This window comes from Allobosea sp. P1_B10, from assembly GCF_056406735.1.
Genome location: NZ_JBFTZP010000009.1, coordinates 1 through 17,827 on the forward strand (window position 1 = coordinate 1; position 17,827 = coordinate 17,827).

A 17,827-nucleotide genomic window follows, 5' to 3' on the forward strand; every position below is an offset into this window, starting at 1 on the left:
TCCACGGAGCAATACCGGCTGGACCATCGGTGGCGGTGTCGAATATGCCTTCACCAACAACTGGACCTTCAAGGTGGAGGGACTTTACGTTGATACCGGCGAGGGAAGCGAGACACGGACCTTTATTAACCCGGTAGGCGGTGCCCTTCCGGCTGGGGTCTATACCGCGACAACCAGTGGTGGTGGCGGCGCCGGGCTTGTTCGCGTCGGCGTGAACTACAAGTTCTGAAACCAGCACAAGGACCTGAAAGCAGCCCGGGGCTTGCTCCGGGCCGCATAGACCGCCAAGCCTTCTCAATCATCAGATTTTAGCATCAAGTAGGTCGGCTTCCTGATTTAAAAAAAATCAGTCGAGATTTTCGGCGAAGAGTTTGCCCAATGTTCTCTCGTCCATTCTGCTCACGATTGGTAGACGCACTCCCGTCGATAAGGGCATCGGTAAGGGTTCGCCGAATGCTCGTAAAATCGCGGCAATATTCGCAGTGTGCCGAGCCTTGCCCTCCAGCCATCACGGACATCACCTGACGTTCGAGGGGATTTGCTTCCGTAGCTCTTTCTGTCGCTGCGTATCCATAGGGGGTTCGAGATGGACGTAGCAGGCTCGCCAGTTGAAAAGCGATGAGCCGGGAAGTCGGCTGAACCAGAATTGGCGGCAGGGGACCCAGTTCGGTACCGTCAGGTAAGTGGCGCTCTCGGCGACGGGTCGGTTCTCGACTCAATTCGCTTGTTTGGCGCGCCATCTAGTCCCATAAACACCGCTCCATGGATGACGCGGATAGTATCTTACCGGGGTTCGCCATCGCTGGTGAGGGTTTCAAAGACGTCAGTCTGGATGGGCGAGTGGGGGCGGGACACCAGTCATTGACCCGAGGAGCCTACCATGAGCGAATTCGTTAATTCGGAAGTGATCACACGTCGCCGCGGACTTTTCGTCTTGTGGTCATTCGCCACACTGGTCTTAGCCGGTGGAGCTGCCGTTTTGAACGCGTCGGAGTCCCAAGCTCAGACCAACGGCATGCAGCGACGTGCGGATCGGCGCACTGGACGGGACGTTCGACGCACTGATCGTCGTGTTGGCCGAACGGAAAGACGGGCCGACCGCCGAAACTGAGAGACTGGCAAGCTGCCGCGTTTCGGGGCTGGACCCAGGTTCTGCCAGAGGCCGCGCGCCGACCTCTGGCATCTCGAACGAACTTAAAGTTGGAGCCGGCTCGGTTTGGCTGAACAATTTTCGGGCTACGATGATGCTCTCGAGCCCCGCTCGCAGGCTAGATTTAGGCAAGCCGCGCCGCCGGCATAACGCTAAACCAGTTCGAGCCGTGCCTGCCGTCGACCACGGCATCGGATGGCGCGGCGCTGGTCCAGGCCTAGGGCGCGGCGATCGTGGCCGTTGAGGTAGAGCAGATCGAAGGCATGGAGGAATGCCTCGCTGGCGAAGCGCCGTCCTGAACGGCGTCGTGTCGAGGTGCTCAATGTAACCAATGGTCATCAAGACCCGGTTGCGTTCGATCGGCCGCTGCATTCGTCGGCGCTTTAAGACAGCCGCCCGCTGATTTGGCTAGCAAGATCTCGACGGGTGCCTGCCGCTGCACGGTGACATTCACCGCCGTCATCTCCGCGGAGGCATAACCATGATCTACGCTGTAACCTTTGCCGTCATGCAGAGGGTCTGATCACGCTAGACGACAGCAGCTTTGCCTTCTGCCGCATGGTTCAAGAGGATCGGATCGATAGGTTCGGTCAGCTCCGATAAGCGGCCGAGGCGGGTCGGTTCGAAGAAATCATTGGATGCACCGGTGCGACTTTCTGCGAATGCGTCAGATCCGCCTTAACTACGGTCCACAGCGCACTATTTACCAAATTGAGCCGATTGCGACGGTGTTAGCATTCCCCCTTGGAAATCGTGATACTCGACATCATTCCCGCCTTCCTGCTTAGGTTTCCCGAGTTCCCCGACAGCTTCGCGCAAATCCACGGCGACCTACGCAGCGTCGGCGTAGAATACGCCCTCGTGTGGGGATGTGAGGCCCAGGTGGTCCCATGGCCATCATTATGCGATGTTTACCCTGGACGATTTCCGTCGACTCGCGGCCTCTATCGAGCCCGACGCCATCACAATGGCCGAGGCCAAAGCTGAATCCCGGTGGCAACTGCCCGAGCGGCTAGTCCGCGGGGCAGCGCCGTCGGCCTTTCTCGGAGTCTTCGGCAGGCAGAGCTCGGCACGTAGTTCGGCTTAGCCCGTCGGCGTGAATCCGAGGCGGATTGATTCTGGATATATAATCGAGATCAGTAGTTCGCTGAGGCCCGACCATAGGATTTGAACGCCGAGGGTGAAGAGGATGAAGGCAGTTAAGCGCACGGCAATGTCAGTTCCGCCTTGGCCGAGAATCCTTCGAATTCGGTCGGCATACGAGAAGCAGAGCCAGACTGCGAACGCTATCACAGCCACAGCTGCAAGGCTGGCGGATATGAACAAGAGTTCGTCGGCTGGCTGCGAGAACGTCGACCTCGAGATGCCGATGCTGATCACCACCGCGATTGTGCCCGGTCCGGTGGTGAGGGGCAGCGTCAATGGATAGAACGCCAGGCTGAGCGGATCCCGGACCGGTGCGGCATCGCGTGATGCCTCGATTACCTTGTGGCTTCCCTTATTGAGCAAATTCCAACCGGATACCGCGACGATGAAACCGCCTGCCACGCGCAGTACGGCTATTGAAATCCCATAAAACTTCAGAATCAGCGCCCCCATCAAAAAGGAACACACGAGAACGAATAGCGAGTTGACTGCAACTCGCCGGGCCAGTACGCGCCGAATTTGGGGTGTCAGTCCGCCTGTGAGCCCGACAAACACCAGAGCTGTTCCCGGAGGGTTTACCACGGGAAAAATCGCCGCAAGCACCACCAGAAACGTATTGATCCAAATCTGCATAGGTGGGGCCTCCTGCTGAGATTCTCCTGCTGCGCTGAGTTTCATTGCCGCCCAGCGATACCGGGGGGCGCCTCTGCGGATAAAGTTCAAGCTGCGGTTTGTCAGCCGTCAGCTGGTTCGAGACTGGTTGCGGGTTAGGAACGGAGGCTCTCGATCAACTGGGTTGGAGGTTATGCGGCCTGCAAGTGATGCCGCAAGCGTCGGTTTTGGGCGTCTTGGCGTTTGACCCGCTTCTGCTCTACTCATCGCAGACTTTTAGCGTGCCTGCTAGTTTTGGCAGCGCCCTTTCCGTCCTGACTTGGGACTGTATCAGGGGATGGCAAGCAGTGTTATAGTAGGCCATGTTCGGAAAGCCCGATCTAATCGCGATCATCGCCGCCATCGAGGCGAGTGGCCTGCGCCGTTCCGTGATCGCGCGCTCGCTGAAGGTTTCGCGGAGCTGCGTCTCCCGATCAGCTAGCGGCGCGGGCCGGATACCGGGGTCATCGCTCGGATAGGCGTTGGTGAATGTCGCCGAGAAGCAGGTGCGGTTGGCCTCTTGTTGCTACTACCGCGGCGTCTATCCCGCGGTCTTGCCGCGGGGATCAAGGATCAATTGAGCGCGCGGCCCTTTAGGCTATCGTAACGGAATGACGGGTTTCGGGGGGCATGCACTGCTGCGCCAGCACCGACAGTGTCGGGGGTTGTCGCCTTCGATCTGGTCATCGAATAGCTCGTCGGGAATGATACATGCTCGCGATATCGCACTCGTCGGTCCACCCTTGGCAGCCTTCGACGAACGCAGCACGTCTGGTTTAACGATGATCTCACATCGCACGTTGAAATCATGGCTAGAACGTTGAATTATATTTGACGTTTGTTGAGGCCTTGTCAGCTTCTCTCCAGACTGGGAATGCTGCTCGCCAATGTTCCCACTTTGCGTCTTGCCGATGCCTTCCTCGCCTATGCCTTCCGTGGTTCATGGGAGCGTTCGATTTCGGCTGAAGAACGCGGGCTTGCCCGTCTCATGCTTAGATGCCCCGAGTCTCGCGACCGCTTCGCGCGAATGGATGACAAAAGGTTTCGCAGCTTTTGCGTAGAATACGACCTGGTGTGGGAGGTTATCGCCCACTGGGCCGAGGATAACTGCGGAATGTTTAGCTTCGACGATTACTGTAGCCTCGCGGCCTCGATCGAGAAGGACGCGATCACCACCGCCGAGGCTGATCCCCGTTCGAGCCGCTGTCAGCGAAGACTGTAGACAATCCGTAGAACGTCGGATCCACATTCTGTAGACGGCGACGTGCGCCCGGCCTAGCCTCGAGTCGCCGTTAAGATGCGGCCGGACGCCACCGGACAGCAACAAGCCCCCCCAGAGCCTTGCAGCCGGTGGCGCTTTGCTGCCGTCCGATGTGACGGTATCCGGCAACCCAGCTAGTTAACTCGCATTTCCCAATGGATTTCAGCGCGATCATTGCCGGCATAGAGGCAAGCGGCCTGCGCCGCGCCGAGATCGCCCGCTCGGGAAGGTCGAACGCAGCACGGTCACCCGGCTCGGCAACAGCCGCCCCGAGCCCTTCATAGTCGCTCGGATCGGCGCTGATAAAGCTCGCCGAGAAGCGGGCTCCAGAGAATCAATGCCCCGCACCCGTCCTGACCATTGGCACGCTTCCTGAAGCAGGATCTGCTCGAGTGTTCCCTGGTCAGCGTTGCAGCCAACCCGAACGCGCTTAGCCTCGCCAAACACCTCTCCGCCGAGGACCGCCACCTGTTTGCCGAGCCTGGCACCCGACAGAACAGTAATGATCTGGCGGCTGTTGCCGCAGTCGCAGCCACCTTTCAGCCAGCTCGAACAGCCAGGGCGCTGCCGTGTCACGGTTTCCAGATCGTATCCGCGCTGCGCAGGCGTCCGTGACGAGGCTCCGCGAGCGCCACGCGCCCCTCGTCAGCAAGATCTCCGGTGGTGTTAACCTGCACGACGACGAGACCACCGAGTTGAATGGACTGTCGACGCAGATCGAGACTGAGTAGCGCTCGCTCGAGGCTGGCCTAGCGCGCTGCGTTCGATGGGCCGGGCGATGCCTCCGGCAAGCTGTGACAGTCGGCGTTTCGCCCCGGCTAAGGGGCGACCGGTGGATTTGCTCGTCCGGATGGCGGTCGTGGGGTTCCTTGGCCATTCGCAGGTGAACCCTCGCAGCGTGCTGCAGCAGCGCTATCGCGAGGCCGATGATCTTGCCGCGGTGAAAGACGGTGACGAACCCGGCCATGACCGACGTCGTCGGATTGGTCGGCAGAGCTGGTCGCCTTCGGGCGGCTTTGTCATATCTGGAGCAGAAAAGGCATTACTCGAAGACGAAGCGTGGCCTCGGGTTCGAGATGCGTTGGACAGTGATGTTGTTGTTCCGGAGCCGTTCGAGCGATGCGCCGAGGATATTGCTGATCTGATATTTTGCAGCGGCGGCGACCGCTTCTTTGAGGTCGTCCTCGGCCCCGCATCCGGGGCATCGGATCCGGGTGTTCGTGTCCTGATTGACGACAGCCCTGGCTGCCTGATTGCACGCGCTGCAGAATATCTGGCGAGTATCCCGGTCGCTCATGGCGCCCCCCATCCGGTTCTCTGACGCAGCATCATCGATCGCCGCCTGACCGAGAGTCCAGTCTCGGTCACCCATGCGCCATTTCTCACTTCCGGAGCACCGCACTTGGACACAACCGCTATCCAGCGGCGCTGCGACGGCGCGCCGAGCTCGACGAACTCAGGCAGGCGCCGGGGTGCTGAGAGCTTCCAGATCTATCGCGCGCGCGTTCCCTTGGGGTGAGGAGAAGATGTGCCATCGAAGGCGTCGGGAGCAGCCGGCATGCCCGTCCTAGTGAAAAAAATTGGCAGGGAGATGCCCGTCAATAGACACCTTATGCCATTTCACGCGACCGCCGCATTCGACGCATCGCAGCAAACGTTCTCGCGGATATCGGACCGTTTCTTCAATCGTCAAAGGTAGCTAGGTTTTCCCAGATCTCGCAGGTGTCAGCCCAAACCGGCATCGGCGTCTCAATTGTATGGCTGCCAGCCTCGAACATCTCCCATGATTCGACAAACGCTTCTGGCGAGCGGCCTCGGCGTTGCCTGCGTGGACAATGGAGGAAGAACCGCCAGCGTTCTTGGGAAGCGCTGGCGGTCCCTGTAGGCCCCCCGTAGGAGGGAGGCGGCCGCAGGACGTGAAGCCTCACGCGGCCGGCGCGCAGATCACCCACCCACACGCCGGCCACTGGCTCGCAGGCTGGAGGCCCACACGCGAGCACACGTAGCGTGCTTCGCTCTCGCCGCCTGTTCAAGTTGAAAAGATAAGCCTACCGCCGCGCAAACTGCTCATCAGGATTACTCCCATGCTTCCGCAAACGCTTCTGTCGAGCGGCCTTGTCGTGCTGATTGGCGGGGGTCGCTGGCCCGTGCGCGGGCAGAGCTGACGCTGAGCCAGTAGTGCGATGTGAGCCGCGTGCCGTGGTTGTCCTGTGGGCATTGGGCAGGATGTCTGCCCCGCTGCGTTGACGATGTTCAGCAGGGGCGCGGCCGGCCAGTTGGTACTGTCGCCGCTGATCCGGATCCAGCATTTGGCGTCGAAGGAGATGCACGCGGCATCAGAGACGCTCGGCCTGAGCCCGGATTTCGGCGTCCGAGAACGTCAACAATGATCCCCTGGCGTTGTTGCTCGACAGCCAGGTGTATCGCCCGGCTTTGCCGCGACGGTTGAGGGCCAATTGAGGACTGGGACTTTCTGCGAATGCGGCAAGTTCTCTTTAACGATGCCCCCACGTCGTACCCCGTAAGTCATAGTTAACACGCTGAATTAGATTTGGCGTTTGTCGCGTCCGTGTCAGCATGTCTCAAGGGAATGCTGCTCCGCGACTGACCTGCTGGCCTGCCCCCATCAGGTGGCCCGGTTCTAATCTAATGCATGGTGGGCTTGGCGGCCACGTTTGATGTGGCCGGCGAAGCGGGTTGGATTTGCGCAGCCGGCGACACCACGGCGGTCGGTGCTGGGGGCCGGTAGCCGAGCGAGGAGTGCGGGCGCCGGTTATTGTAGTGCTGACGCCAGCCCTCGATGACGATCCGGGCCTCGGCGAGGCTGTCGAACAACTCGCCGTTGAGAAGCTCGTCACGAAGCTTGGAGTTAAAGCTCTCGCAGTAGCCGTTCTCCCAAGGACTGCCAGGCTCGATAAACGCCGTCTTCGCGCCGACCGCCACGATCCACTCCCGCACCGCTTTGGCGACGAACTCGGGGCCGTTGTCGTAAACGAACATGCCCGGGCACGCCGCGTAGGATGAAGAGATCGGACAGGACATCGATGACATCGGTGGACTTGAGCTTGCGGTCGATGCGGATCGCGATGCATTCCCGGGTGAACTCGTCGATCACGTTCAACATGCTGAACTTCCGGCCATTATGGGTGCGATCCTCAACAAAGTCGTAGGACCAGACATGGTTGGGATACTCCGGTCGCAGCCGATTTCGGTTGCCTGGCGGGCACCTTTAGCCCCTCCTGACGCCAGATCCGCTCGACACGTTTGACGTTCACCGCCCAACCGGCAGCCTCCAGCATGGCTGCGATCCGGCGGTAGCCGTAACGGCCATACTGGGTGGCGAACTCCACAATGTCGGCGGTCAGCGCCGCATCGTCAGTGCGGCCCTTCGGAACCTTGCTTTGCGTAGATCGATGCTGCCCCAGAACCCGGCACGCCAACCGCCCCGACACGCCGAACTTCATCATGGCGTGGTCGATGCAGTGGCGACGACGGGCGGGGCTTAGTAGTTTCCCGATGCAGCTTCCTTGAGAATGGGCTTCTCCAGCGTCAGATCCGAGATGGCTTTGCGTAGCCGCTCGTTCTCCTTCTCCAGATCCTTCAGTCGCTTCACCTGATCGTATTTCAGCCCGCCAAACACTTTGCGCCAGCGGTAATAGGTGAACGCCGTCACGCTGATGGCCCGGATCGCCTCCGCGACTGGGCGTCCCTGGGACAACAGCACGTCTACCTGCCGCAGCTTCGCGACGATCACTTCGGGCTTGTGCTTCTTCTGCGGCATCGCGGCATCCTCCAAGGCTCAAAAGCCTACTTCAGGGAGGGCCACTATTCAGGGGGCAGGCCAGCCACACAGCCTCAGTCGATAGCCAAGCCGACACCGACTTCTTCAACACAATCGCTCGATAGCTGACGGACAGCCTGCAGTCGGCTAGCCTGCCCGGATGTGCAATCTCTACAGCCACCCGGAACGTCGAGGCGATGCGCAAGCTGTTTGCGGCATTCGACGACGCTGGGTGAACCTGCCGCCTCAGCCCGGCATCTTCCCGGACTATCAGGCACCCATCATTCACAACGAGCCGTCCGGGCCCCGCCTGGCGATGACACGCTGGGGGATGCCGTCATCCATGCAGGCGATCATTCAGGCCGCAACGAGGCGCGCCGGCAAGCTGAAGGCGAAGGGCAAGGCGGTCGATTTCAAAGAGCTCCTGAAAGTCGAGCCCGATAGCGGAACGACGAACGTCCGCAACACCTCATCCGCCCATTGGAAGCGGTGGCTTGGCGTTGAGAGCCGCTGCCTGGTGCCATTCACGTCCTTCAGCGAATTCGACCACGGATCCAAGCAGGATGTCTGGTTCGCGTTTGGCGCCGAGCGCCCGACGGCGTTCTTCGCCGGGATCTGGGCACCCCAAAGCGTCCGCAAGATCAATACCGGGATGAGTTAGTCGACCTCTATGCCTTCTTGACAACCGAACCGAATGCCAAGGTCGGCGCTATCCACCCGAAGGCAATGCCGGTCATTCTCACGACACCAGAGGAATGCGAGGCGTGGATGACGGCGCCATGGGAGCAGGCGAGGGCGCTGCAACGGCCTCTGCCGGATGGCGCGCTAGTAGCGGTTGCGCGGGGCGTGAAGCAGGACGGCGCCGATGGCTGACGACGGCGAGCGAGGTTACGAGCCAGGGGCGCCACCGAGGACAGTGCCCATGCTGCTTGCGCTCTAGCGATGCAGTCAACGCGACTCACTCATCGCAACATCAGCGAGAGCAGCGCAGGCGTGAGGATAGCCAGCCACCCATCTTGGGAGATACGACGGGCGTGGCAGATCGCCACCTTTCGCAGGATGGCGTTCGACAGAGGATTAGCCGCTGGGTCTTAGAGCGGGGATCCTGAGCGCTGACACGGGCTCTGCCATCATGACGGCGCTGACGTACCTATGCCGTACCTAGGAACAAATAAGGGCTTAGAGGGTTACCCATCTAAGCCCTTGAAATGTATTGGCTCCCGGAGCAGGATTCGAACCTGCGACCAATCGATTAACAGTCGATTGCTCTACCGCTGAGCTATCCGGGACCGATGTCCGGCGTATACCTAGGTGCCCCTGCCGACGCAACCCCCCTCGGGCATTGTTTCGCACCGCAGCGCATTATTTCTGGCAAACTTGATTTCCCTCTCGCGACCCGCTTGCAGCCGCCGCTGCATATGGCTATACGCCCCGAAGACGCAGCTCGCGACAGCGGGAAGCGCCGGAAGGCCTCGTGGCGGAGTGGTTACGCAGAGGACTGCAAATCCTTGCACCCCGGTTCGATTCCGGGCGAGGCCTCCATTTTCTTTCTCACCCTTTGATTTGATTATGTTATTTCGCCGATTTGTCCCGGGGGGAAGCCACCCCCTCGGACGGCGGGACAATTTCGTTCTCGTTTTCGCCTTTCCCGAGGCTGATTTTAGCAGCTCCAGATCCCGCCAAACGACGACGATTTGCCTTCTTGGTATAAAGCGCAGCTTGCTTCGGTGACTCCCATCCGAAGGTCGCCATCAGCTCGTGTTCGGTCGCTCCGTTGTCGGCTGCAATCGTCGCACCGGCCTTTCGAATGCCGTGGCTCGAGCAGTGGTTCAGCCCGATTGCATCGCACCATTTTCGCATGCGCTGCCCGAGACCTTTTTCGCTGAACGGCTTGTCCCATTCGTTGATCAGCAGCGCCAAGTTCCCCTTCTTGGAAAGCCTGGCTGCATCAATAGCGATTTGCAGTTCGGGCGCGACGGGCATTTGGATCAATGAGCCGCCCTTTTTAGCGCGGAAGCTGAGCCAGCCGTTGCTGATGTGCTGCCGGCCCATTACTGCGGCGTCGGACACGCGTACGCCGGTGTAAAGCATGATGGTCGCGCAAAGGTGCGCGGTCGTTCCGAGCGGGTAGTGCTCGAGGAAACGATTGATTTCCAGCTCAGTCCAGGTGTGGTGGCCACCCTTCTTCTTTGAGGGAAGGCGGTTCACGCCCACCGTCGGGTTCTTGATTGCGTGCTTGTATTCGATCGCGAAGGAGAAGAGGTGGCTCATCGCCTTCATGAAGGAGTTCGCCGCCGCCGGAGTGTCGGCGCGGCGATCGCGGGCGGCCCTAATCGTCTCCTCGGTAATGTCACGGACCCTTACGTCGGAAGCCGTCTTCAGCATTACCTTCAGGATATTGCGGCGTGCGCCTTGCGTAGCTTGAGCGAGGCCCTTGAACGTGGCGCTCCGCAGATATTCATCGACCAGCCACCGCATCGTCCCGACGTTATCGCTTTTTCCTAGTGTTCCATCGGGCCGCCTCTGAACGGGAACGGCAGACAGCGCGGCCTGGTAGGCGGCCATAAACACGGGGTCACCGAGCTTGCCGGGCAGGCGCGATTTCTTCTTGCCCGGCAGCCGGAGATAGTACCGCGTCAGACCTTCAGACCGGTCGATCGTGACGTATTTCAGCCGAATGCTCGCCATGCTGCGCATTACAGCACGATATCCGGCTTGTTCCGCAAGTGGAGCGTCTCGCTTTCAGCTCCGGCGTCTTCATCGCCGGGCAGCATGTCAAAATACTTATCCAGAGCGCGAATGTCCCAGACGCGCCGCCGGTCGATCTCCTTCGCCTTCGGCATGCGGCTGTCAGCAACCATCTCAAGAAACTTGCTGACCGACACGCCGACGTAGTCGGAGGCCTCTGCACAGGATAGACCGCGGCGCGGGGCTAGGCGGCGGGTCGCATCATCGGGGGCGAGCAGGATGGCGCCAGGTGGCATGGCTCACGCCGCTCGCGCTATGAGTTCGGCGATCGCACGGTCAATCTCAATGCGTTGGGCGCGCAGATGCTGGATCTGCTGCTCGATCTTGGCAGGGGGGAAGCCGCCGTTGTCGAGCGCGACCTTGATCTCTGTAAGCGTGAAGCCCTGCGCACGCCATTTGAGGATCTTGCGAAGCGCCTCGCGGTCCAACCGGCTATAGGACCGCGTCGGCCCAATGCGGGCCGGCGATAGCATCTTTCGTAGCTCATAGAAGCGCAGGGTTCGCAGAGTGACCCCAAACTCGTTCGCCATCTCGGTGATGGTGTAAGTGCTCATCGGCTTGCTCCTCAGAACGGAATGTCGTCGTCGAGATGGCTCGTGCCGCCCGGCGGAATCGCGCCGCCCTGTTTGGCCGCGCCATAGCCCTGGCTGGTGTCGTGGGTGCGGGTCTCGCCGTAACCGTCGGGGTCGGGCGCTGCTCGCTCGCTCTTGTCGAGCAGGACGATCTCGCCGCGGAACTTCTGCAGCACGACCTCGGTCGAGTAGCGATCGGCGCCGGCCTGGTCCTGCCATTTGCGGGTCTGGAGCTGGCCCTCGAGGTAAACCTTCGAGCCCTTCTTCAGATATTGCTCGGCGACCTTGGCGAGGTTCTCGTTGAAGATGACGACGCTGTGCCACTCGGTGCGCTCCTTGCGCTCGACCGACTGCTTGTCGCGCCAGGTCTCGGAGGTGGCGAGGCGCAGGCTCGCGACCGGGTCGCCGCTCGCGGTGCGGCGGATCTCGGGGTCGCGGCCCAGATGCCCGACCAGGATGACTTTGTTGACGCTGCCGGCCACGGCTCAGGCTCCGATTTGGGCGAAGAGGTCGCCGGTCTGTTGGCGCTGCGCCCGAGCCCGCAGGAGGGGCGCGGCAATGCGGTTGTTGAGTTCGGCGCGGATCAGTTCGGCGGTAGCGAGCACGGCCTCGCGCCGCGCCTTGCCGATGCCGCCCTGCTTGCGCGTGAGCGCACGGTCGAGGGTCTGGACAGCGATCGCGCGGTTGCTCCGGAGGGTGGAGACCTTTGCCATCGATCAGATCCTCATTGGCATGAGCACGGTGAGCAGCTCGCCGCCCTCGCATGCTTGCAGGATGGCGGGGGAGCCGGCGTCGGCGAGCTTGATCTGGACGGTCTCGCCGCCGATGACGGCCAGGCTCTCGCTGAGGTAGCGGGCGTTGAAGCCGATATCGATCGGCGAGCCGTCATAGTCGCACTCGATCTCGTCGCGGGCCTCGCCGGCGTCCGGGTTGGTGACGAGCAGCTCGAGCCGGCGGTGGCTGAAGGAGAGCTTTACCGCCCGGCCACGCTCGCCGGAGATGGTGGCGACGCGCTCGGCCGAGGCCGAGAGGTCGGCGGACGCGATCTGCACCAGCTTGTCGTTGCCCTGCGGAATGACGCGCTGATAGTCGGGGTAGGTGCCATCGATCAGTTTCGAGGTCAGGACAAAGCCGCCGACCTCGAAGCGGATCTTGGTCGACGAGAGCGCGACCGTGACATCGTCCTTCGCCTTGGCGACCAGGCGGGCGACCTCGTCGACGGTCTTCTTCGGCAGGATGATGCCGGGCATTTGGGCGCTGCCGGCCGGCGCCGGCAGGCGATAGCGCGCCAGGCGGTGGCCATCAGTGGCGACCGCGTGCAGCACCGCGGCGCCCTCGATGGTGAGGGCGTGCAGATAGATGCCGTTGAGGTAGTAGCGCGTCTCCTCGGTGGAGATGGCGAAGCTGGTGCGGGCGATGACCTCGGCAAGCGTCGCGGCCGGCAGCACGAAGCTGCAGGGCAGGTCGCCTTGCGTGATGTGGGGGAAGTCGCTGGCTTCGAGCGTGTTGATCTGGAAGCGCGAGCGGCCGGAGCGCAGCGTCAGCATCGTCTCGCCGGTCATCTCGAGCGAGATCTGCGCGCCCTCTGTCAGCTTGCGGGCGATGTCATGCAGGCGCGCCGCCGGCAGGGTGGTGGCGCCCGACGTGGCGACCTCGGCGGGCAGGCTGCAGCGCAGTTCGATGTCGAGATCCGTGGCCGTGAGTTCCAGCGCACCATCGGTGGCGACCAGCCGGATGTTGGACAGGATCGGGATGGTGTTGCGGCGCTCGACGATGCGCGAGGCCGGGTCGAGCGCCTTGAGCAGAGCGGCGCGGTCGAGGGTGAGTTTCATGCTGTCGCTCGCGTGCAAAGGAAAGGGACGGGGCCTTGCGGCCCCGCCAGGTGGAGGCCGGGTCTAGGCCTCGGGGGAACCTTCGAAGGTCGGGAGCTCGGTCTTGTCGGCGACGGTGATCAGGTCGTCGCGCACCCGCTCGGTGACGAACTGATCGGGCCGATACATCTGGTAGAACCAGACCAGGCCGGTGCCCTTCTTGCGGTAGCGCAGGCGCACCGGCAGGCTGATCTTCTCGCCCATGAAGAACGGCGCGATAGAGAGCATGAACAGCCCGGGCACCTTGAGCGGTTTGCCGTCGCCGCCCAGATGCTGCTCCTCGAACTGGATCGAGGCCTCGCCGCTCGACAGCGTCGTCATGTTCTTGACCACGCTCGCAATGTTGACCTGCAGGCCGCGCGATAGCTGGATCAGCTCGGCCGGGGTCGCGATCGTGGTGGCGAAGTCGTGCTCCAGCGCATTCTTCTCGGCTGCCGTCGGAGCCGAGAGATCGGCGATGCGGTCTTCGAGGAAGGCCGCGAACTCCGCCTGTTCCATCGGCTCGGCATTGAGCTTGACCCAGGCCTTCCACTCCTCGGAGGCCGGGAAGGCATAGGCGATACGGTGCTTGAGGTTGTCGGCTTCGCCCGCGCTCGCCTTCTGGTGATAGTCGATCACGGCGCTGAAGCTCGGCTCGCGCCAGTCCGTCTGGGCGAAGACGGCGCTGTCAGGCGTCTTGTGCCGGTTGACCAGATCGATGAAGGAGCCGAGCGTGAGGGCGCGGGCGATGCCGCGCTTGACCGCTGGCTTGGTCCGGTAGGCGTCGATCAGTGTCATCGCCGGCATCGCCACGCCGTTCTTCTTGTCGAGCAGGACCGGAATCGCCTTGGGCAGGCCGGCTCCGAGGCCTTCGATCGGCAGCGTCGTGATCTCGATATCGAGGCTCTTGCGCACCAGTTCGACGACGGCAGCGATGCCCTTGTCGGAGTTGGGCAGGCCGCCTTCGAGCACGGCCTTGGCAAGCAGTGGCTGGTCAGCGGGAGGCGTGGCTTCAGTGCGGCTCATGGCGCGCTATCCTTTCGAGGGGTGAGGGCTGGTCAGGCGCCGGCGCGCGTTTCGAGGCGCGGGCCGGAAAACATGTCGGTCTGCTGCGGGTGCTCGGTGGAGAGCGCGCCGTCATCGGTGACCCAGTAGAAGGAGGAGCCGCGCGACTTCTTCGGCAGATCCTGCTTGATCTCGGCCTCGATCGAGACCGTCTGCTGCTCGACATCGAGATGCAGGACGAGCGACACCTTGCCCTTGGCCTTGGCCTTCGGGCGGTTGCCGCAAAGCTCTTTCAGGTGCTTGAGCGCGGCGGCCAGCACGTTGGAGAGTTCGATGGCGACCTCGCCGCGCTCGAGGGCGCCGATGATGGTGGTGGATTCGCGGATGAGCTTCATCGCTCAGGTCTCCTGGAGTTGCGATCGGCGGGCGTCAGACGGAGCGGGATGGCGCGGTGCCTGATCGGGCTCTCGGCCGGGCAGGTACCGCTCGAGGCGCTCGCGAAAGGCTTCGGCCGCCTTCGGCCAGGGCCAGACGGTGAGCTTGCCGGTGAGGCGGATCGGGGCGGCCTGCTCGACGGCGGCGGCCCAGCGGCGGGGCGGTGCGCTAAGCAGATGCGCGCGCTCGGTTGCGAGCATGCGGATGTCATAGAGCTTGACCAGCGGCAGGTGCGCCTCGGGGCAGCCCTGTTCGCCGAGCCCAGCGGCGCGGAAGATCGCGACGTCCAGCCGGTGCTTCAGCGCCCGTTGCATGGCTTTGACGACGCGGCCGGCGCCGGGGAAGATCGCTTCGGCGGTCTCGACCTCGGCCTCGGCTGTCGGGGTGCCCTTGTCGCCGAGATAGGCCTCGTGCCCGTCATGCAGCAGGAAGGCGCCGGCGGCCTCGGCGTCGCCGGTGTCGCGATAGATTGCATCGGCGCCGACGACGCTGTGCTGCGCCACGGAATAGGGCCCGGCGCCGACATGCCCGGTGAAGCGGGCGAGACGGGCAAGCGCGTCGCCGAGCTCGTTGAAATCGACCAGGCGCCAGTCGGGCGCCATCAGGTCGAAGGCGCGGCCGCGCTCCGTCTGCATCCACGTCATCGCAGATCCTCCAGGATGTAGGCAGTGACCAGGCCGAGGACCATGCTGCCGAGCAGGACCGTCACGAAGTTGGGGCGCACGTCGTCCTCGCCGGTGAGGGCGAGCGAGAGCCACGTCTCCAGCGTGACGCCGAGCATGATCGCCCCGTAGATCGCGGCGAAGAGCGCGAGGCCGTACATCACGGAGCGGGATGCGAGCCTCATGCTCCGGCCCTCGCCTGCAGGCTGGCGATACGCTCGCCGATGGCGACCACGGCGGCGGCGAAAAGCCGACCTTCCTCGGCCAGCGCGGCGAGGCCGGGCTGCATCTGCGGGCCGAATGATGTGACGCGGCGCAGGTTCAGCGAGAGGGCGCTCGCCTGCATCAGCATGTCGCCGGCGCGGTGGCTGGCCTCATCAGCTAAGCCGATGATCTCAGATGGCAGCGGCTCGTTTGGCGTGATGGCAAGCGCGGGGCGCATCAGAGCGCGCCTGCGAAGCGGCCGGACCAGAACAGGACCGGGATGACGAAGATGGCGAGCGCCGCAGCGTCCAGTGCCATGCTGGCGGCGCTGTCGCGTTCGCGCTGCTGGCGTCGGGCGGCAGACGTTTTGGTCTGCGCGCGGATCTGGGCATTGAAGAGGTTGAAGGCTGTCGAGCCATGCGCGCGGACCTGCTCGGGCGTCCAGCCCTTGCGGCCGAGATCGTCGAGCGAGAGCGAGGCGTTCTCGCCGTCGACCCGGGCGAGGTCGCGGATGTCTTCGACCATTCGCTGGCGAATAGTCTCCGCCTTGAGCATGCGATGGCGGGCGACAGGCCAGAGGCGGCCGTCCTGGGTGGTCTGGCGGTCTTCGGAGATCTGGCTACGCAAAGCGGCCTCCATCGGTCGGCGATGGAGATATGTGTACCGATAAGCGCTACACTGTCAATTCGTGATGTTCCCTATTCGGGACGTCCCCGATTTGACGTATCTGGCTCACGAATCAGAAGTTAAGAAAATGTTCTTGCTACGTTCTCATCGCCGAGTCAGATTGTCGCGGTCTCAGGAAGGAGCCTCCTATGAGTACCGAAGCGCTTGCTGCCCGTTTCCATATCTTTTTGAAGTGCGAGAATTGCCGGCGGCGAAGCTGCCGGACGCTTGATGTCCCGGATGCCGAGGATGCACCGACCTCTGTCGGTGAGCTGACCGAAAGCGCCTTCCTGGCGCGACAAGTGTTCAGCTGTGAGGTGTGCGACAGCACGATCGCGACCATTGTCGGCATCAATCGTGCGGAGTGAAAACATGTCGGATCGCAAGGTTGTGCGTTTGGTTTCGTCCGGCCAGGTCGACGATGCCGAGGGGGTGGCCATCAAGGCCCTAACTTGGATCAGCAGCGACATCGATATCGCGGGAGGGTTCATTGATCGAACTGGGATCCGCGCCGACCGGATGAGAGAGGCCGCGGGGTCCCGGGATTTCCTGCTCGCAGTGCTCGAGCACATCATGTCGGATGAAGAGTATCTGCTTCTGCCGTTCTGTGGCGCCTGGAGTGTCTTGCCGAATGGCGTGGGTGAGGCGCGCGATATCCTGGCGTCGCCGCACCGGACTAATCACGCCGCAAGTGAAGTTCTCGTCCCTAAGATCCTGCCGAGGCGCGGCTTCTCCTAAAGCGGAATTTCATTCGTAATCTGGCGCACAAGCGCCAGAATTCGCACGGTCTTTCCATCATCTGCTTCATCGTCAAGCGGGACCACGATGGGCTTGTGCTTCGGATTGGTCGACCTCGGATGGAACTCCATCCGATCAGTGTAAAGCTCGAGCTGCTTCACTGACCATTCCCTCAGATGGCCACCGTCGCGTGTCCTTTCGACGACAACAATCATGCCGTCGCGGAGCGGCACGCGCCCGTTCAAATCCTCAAAGTCGACACAGATGATCTTGTCTCCGGCAAAGATGGGGCGCGGATGAAGACGGTTCATGCTGTCGCCGCCGACGGAGAATGATACCAGGCGGGCCCAAGGAAATTTCGGGTCTGGCAAACCGAGCGTAGGCTCTTCCTCAATATCGCTGAACTCGGGCGCTGCGCGAAACGCGCCGGCCTCGACGTGCCCGGCATTCGGGATTTCAATCATGCCCGCGTGAACGCGCGTCAGTTCGGGGCGGTCAGGAACCCCCGAACCTCCTGGGCTAGGGATACCAAGGATGCTGGCGATCGCGAGCATCTCATCGGCCGCAATATCCCGATTGCTAAGAACCATCTTGTTGACGGCTGAGCGAGGGATGGAACGCGCGAGGGCCTCGCTGAGCTGGCGAGCGAGTTCGGCTTGGCTCATGCCGCTCTTCTCTAAGCCTTCGGCAAGCCAAGTGTTAATTGAAATTTTGACCATGTCCCTAGGATAAATCCGGGATGGTTCCGCGTCGCGCGCTGGCATCGGGACATGGGGGCTTGCATTCGTACCGATTTTAGCTACACAATCGGCAATCATGGAACCTGCCTCTTCAATCATCGCAAAGCTAGGCGGCGTCGGGAAAGTGGCTGAGATCGTCGGCGTTCACCGCGTCCGCGTCAGCAACTGGAAACGAGCAAAGGATGTCGGTGGCACGGGCGGCCGCGTGCCGCAGTCTC

General features: G+C 62.2%; 20 protein-coding genes, 2 tRNA genes and 2 pseudogenes. 8 read left to right on the forward strand and 16 right to left on the reverse strand.

The window, feature by feature from the left end; all coding sequences use genetic code 11:
• Positions 1-229: outer membrane protein (locus AC1D2L_RS18355; protein WP_476847338.1), on the forward strand; the 229-nt coding region annotated here is incomplete at its 5' end.
• Positions 230-2,233: 2,004 nt separating this feature from the next.
• Here the strand turns inward: AC1D2L_RS18355 and AC1D2L_RS18360 are convergent.
• The gene (locus tag AC1D2L_RS18360; RefSeq protein WP_476847339.1) at positions 2,234-2,929 is read right to left on the reverse strand and encodes a MarC family protein; all 696 of its coding nucleotides are present in this window, start codon (positions 2,927-2,929) and stop codon (positions 2,234-2,236) included.
• 892 nt (positions 2,930-3,821) lie between these two features.
• Between AC1D2L_RS18360 and AC1D2L_RS18365 the strand changes: the two genes are divergently transcribed.
• The 3 genes from AC1D2L_RS18365 to AC1D2L_RS18375 all read left to right on the forward strand — a co-directional run bounded on the left by AC1D2L_RS18365 (position 3,822) and on the right by AC1D2L_RS18375 (position 6,598).
• A complete protein-coding gene (locus AC1D2L_RS18365; protein WP_476847340.1) occupies positions 3,822-4,169 on the forward strand; it encodes a hypothetical protein in 348 nt (115 codons plus the stop codon).
• Positions 4,170-5,040: 871 nt separating this feature from the next.
• On the forward strand, positions 5,041-5,529 hold the full coding sequence (locus AC1D2L_RS18370) for a hypothetical protein (protein ID WP_476847341.1): 489 nt from the start codon (positions 5,041-5,043) through the stop codon (positions 5,527-5,529).
• A 922-nt stretch (positions 5,530-6,451) separates the two neighbouring features.
• On the forward strand, positions 6,452-6,598 hold the full coding sequence (locus tag AC1D2L_RS18375; RefSeq protein ID WP_476847342.1) for a hypothetical protein: 147 nt from the start codon (positions 6,452-6,454) through the stop codon (positions 6,596-6,598).
• Between the two features lie 256 nt (positions 6,599-6,854).
• Here the strand turns inward: AC1D2L_RS18375 and AC1D2L_RS18380 are convergent.
• A pseudogene (locus AC1D2L_RS18380) lies at positions 6,855-7,989 on the reverse strand (IS3 family transposase).
• Positions 7,990-8,149: 160 nt separating this feature from the next.
• On the opposite strand from AC1D2L_RS18380, the pseudogene AC1D2L_RS18385 reads away from it, so the two are divergent.
• Positions 8,150-8,862, forward strand: a pseudogene (locus AC1D2L_RS18385) (SOS response-associated peptidase family protein).
• Between the two features lie 341 nt (positions 8,863-9,203).
• On the opposite strand, the gene AC1D2L_RS18390 reads toward AC1D2L_RS18385, so the two are convergent.
• Positions 9,204-9,278, reverse strand: a tRNA-Asn gene (locus AC1D2L_RS18390).
• 179 nt (positions 9,279-9,457) lie between these two features.
• On the opposite strand from AC1D2L_RS18390, the gene AC1D2L_RS18395 reads away from it, so the two are divergent.
• A tRNA-Cys gene (locus AC1D2L_RS18395) sits at positions 9,458-9,531 on the forward strand.
• Between the two features lie 30 nt (positions 9,532-9,561).
• Here AC1D2L_RS18395 and AC1D2L_RS18400 read toward each other — a convergent pair.
• The 12 genes from AC1D2L_RS18400 to AC1D2L_RS18455 all read right to left on the reverse strand — a co-directional run bounded on the left by AC1D2L_RS18400 (position 9,562) and on the right by AC1D2L_RS18455 (position 16,092).
• The gene (locus AC1D2L_RS18400; protein ID WP_476847343.1) at positions 9,562-10,686 is read right to left on the reverse strand and encodes a tyrosine-type recombinase/integrase; all 1,125 of its coding nucleotides are present in this window, start codon (positions 10,684-10,686) and stop codon (positions 9,562-9,564) included.
• The gene (locus AC1D2L_RS18405; protein ID WP_476847344.1) at positions 10,686-10,973 is read right to left on the reverse strand and encodes an XRE family transcriptional regulator; all 288 of its coding nucleotides are present in this window, start codon (positions 10,971-10,973) and stop codon (positions 10,686-10,688) included. Before AC1D2L_RS18405 ends, AC1D2L_RS18400 begins: the two co-directional genes overlap by 1 nt.
• A 3-nt stretch (positions 10,974-10,976) precedes the next feature.
• Positions 10,977-11,291: a MerR family transcriptional regulator gene (locus AC1D2L_RS18410; RefSeq protein WP_476847345.1), complete on the reverse strand. Its 315-nt coding sequence runs from the start codon at positions 11,289-11,291 to the stop codon at positions 10,977-10,979.
• An 11-nt stretch (positions 11,292-11,302) separates the two neighbouring features.
• Positions 11,303-11,791 (reverse strand): single-stranded DNA-binding protein, encoded by a 489-nt coding sequence (gene ssb, locus AC1D2L_RS18415; protein WP_476847346.1) that lies wholly within the window; start codon positions 11,789-11,791, stop codon positions 11,303-11,305.
• 3 nt (positions 11,792-11,794) lie between these two features.
• Positions 11,795-12,022, reverse strand: a complete 228-nt coding sequence (locus tag AC1D2L_RS18420; RefSeq protein ID WP_476847347.1) for a hypothetical protein — start codon at positions 12,020-12,022, stop codon at positions 11,795-11,797.
• Positions 12,023-12,025: 3 nt separating this feature from the next.
• Positions 12,026-13,141 (reverse strand): DNA polymerase III subunit beta, encoded by a 1,116-nt coding sequence (gene dnaN / locus AC1D2L_RS18425; protein ID WP_476847348.1) that lies wholly within the window; start codon positions 13,139-13,141, stop codon positions 12,026-12,028.
• A gap of 63 nt (positions 13,142-13,204) precedes the next feature.
• The gene (locus tag AC1D2L_RS18430; RefSeq protein ID WP_476847349.1) at positions 13,205-14,185 is read right to left on the reverse strand and encodes a DUF2303 family protein; all 981 of its coding nucleotides are present in this window, start codon (positions 14,183-14,185) and stop codon (positions 13,205-13,207) included.
• A 32-nt stretch (positions 14,186-14,217) separates the two neighbouring features.
• Positions 14,218-14,559, reverse strand: coding sequence for a hypothetical protein (locus tag AC1D2L_RS18435; protein ID WP_476847350.1), 342 nt, complete (start codon positions 14,557-14,559; stop codon positions 14,218-14,220).
• Between the two features lie 3 nt (positions 14,560-14,562).
• Positions 14,563-15,243: a hypothetical protein gene (locus AC1D2L_RS18440; protein ID WP_476847351.1), complete on the reverse strand. Its 681-nt coding sequence runs from the start codon at positions 15,241-15,243 to the stop codon at positions 14,563-14,565.
• Positions 15,240-15,446, reverse strand: a complete 207-nt coding sequence (locus tag AC1D2L_RS18445; protein ID WP_476847352.1) for a hypothetical protein — start codon at positions 15,444-15,446, stop codon at positions 15,240-15,242. Before AC1D2L_RS18445 ends, AC1D2L_RS18440 begins: the two co-directional genes overlap by 4 nt.
• Positions 15,443-15,703 carry a hypothetical protein gene (locus tag AC1D2L_RS18450; protein ID WP_476847353.1) on the reverse strand — a complete coding sequence of 87 codons (261 nt, stop codon included), beginning with the start codon at positions 15,701-15,703 and terminating at the stop codon, positions 15,443-15,445. Before AC1D2L_RS18450 ends, AC1D2L_RS18445 begins: the two co-directional genes overlap by 4 nt.
• Entirely contained in the window at positions 15,703-16,092 is a 390-nt protein-coding gene (locus tag AC1D2L_RS18455; RefSeq protein ID WP_476847354.1) for a hypothetical protein, read from the reverse strand. The genes AC1D2L_RS18450 and AC1D2L_RS18455 overlap by 1 nt, the downstream gene beginning before the upstream one ends.
• Before the next feature lie 188 nt (positions 16,093-16,280).
• Here AC1D2L_RS18455 and AC1D2L_RS18460 point away from each other — a divergent pair, with 188 nt between their 5' ends.
• Positions 16,281-16,499, forward strand: coding sequence for a hypothetical protein (locus AC1D2L_RS18460; RefSeq protein WP_476847355.1), 219 nt, complete (start codon positions 16,281-16,283; stop codon positions 16,497-16,499).
• Positions 16,500-16,503: 4 nt separating this feature from the next.
• Entirely contained in the window at positions 16,504-16,869 is a 366-nt protein-coding gene (locus AC1D2L_RS18465) for a DUF3572 family protein (protein WP_476847356.1), read from the forward strand.
• Here AC1D2L_RS18465 and AC1D2L_RS18470 read toward each other — a convergent pair.
• Positions 16,866-17,588, reverse strand: coding sequence for a LexA family protein (locus AC1D2L_RS18470; RefSeq protein WP_476847357.1), 723 nt, complete (start codon positions 17,586-17,588; stop codon positions 16,866-16,868). The genes AC1D2L_RS18465 and AC1D2L_RS18470 overlap by 4 nt on opposite strands.
• Between the last annotated feature and the right edge of the window lie 239 nt (positions 17,589-17,827).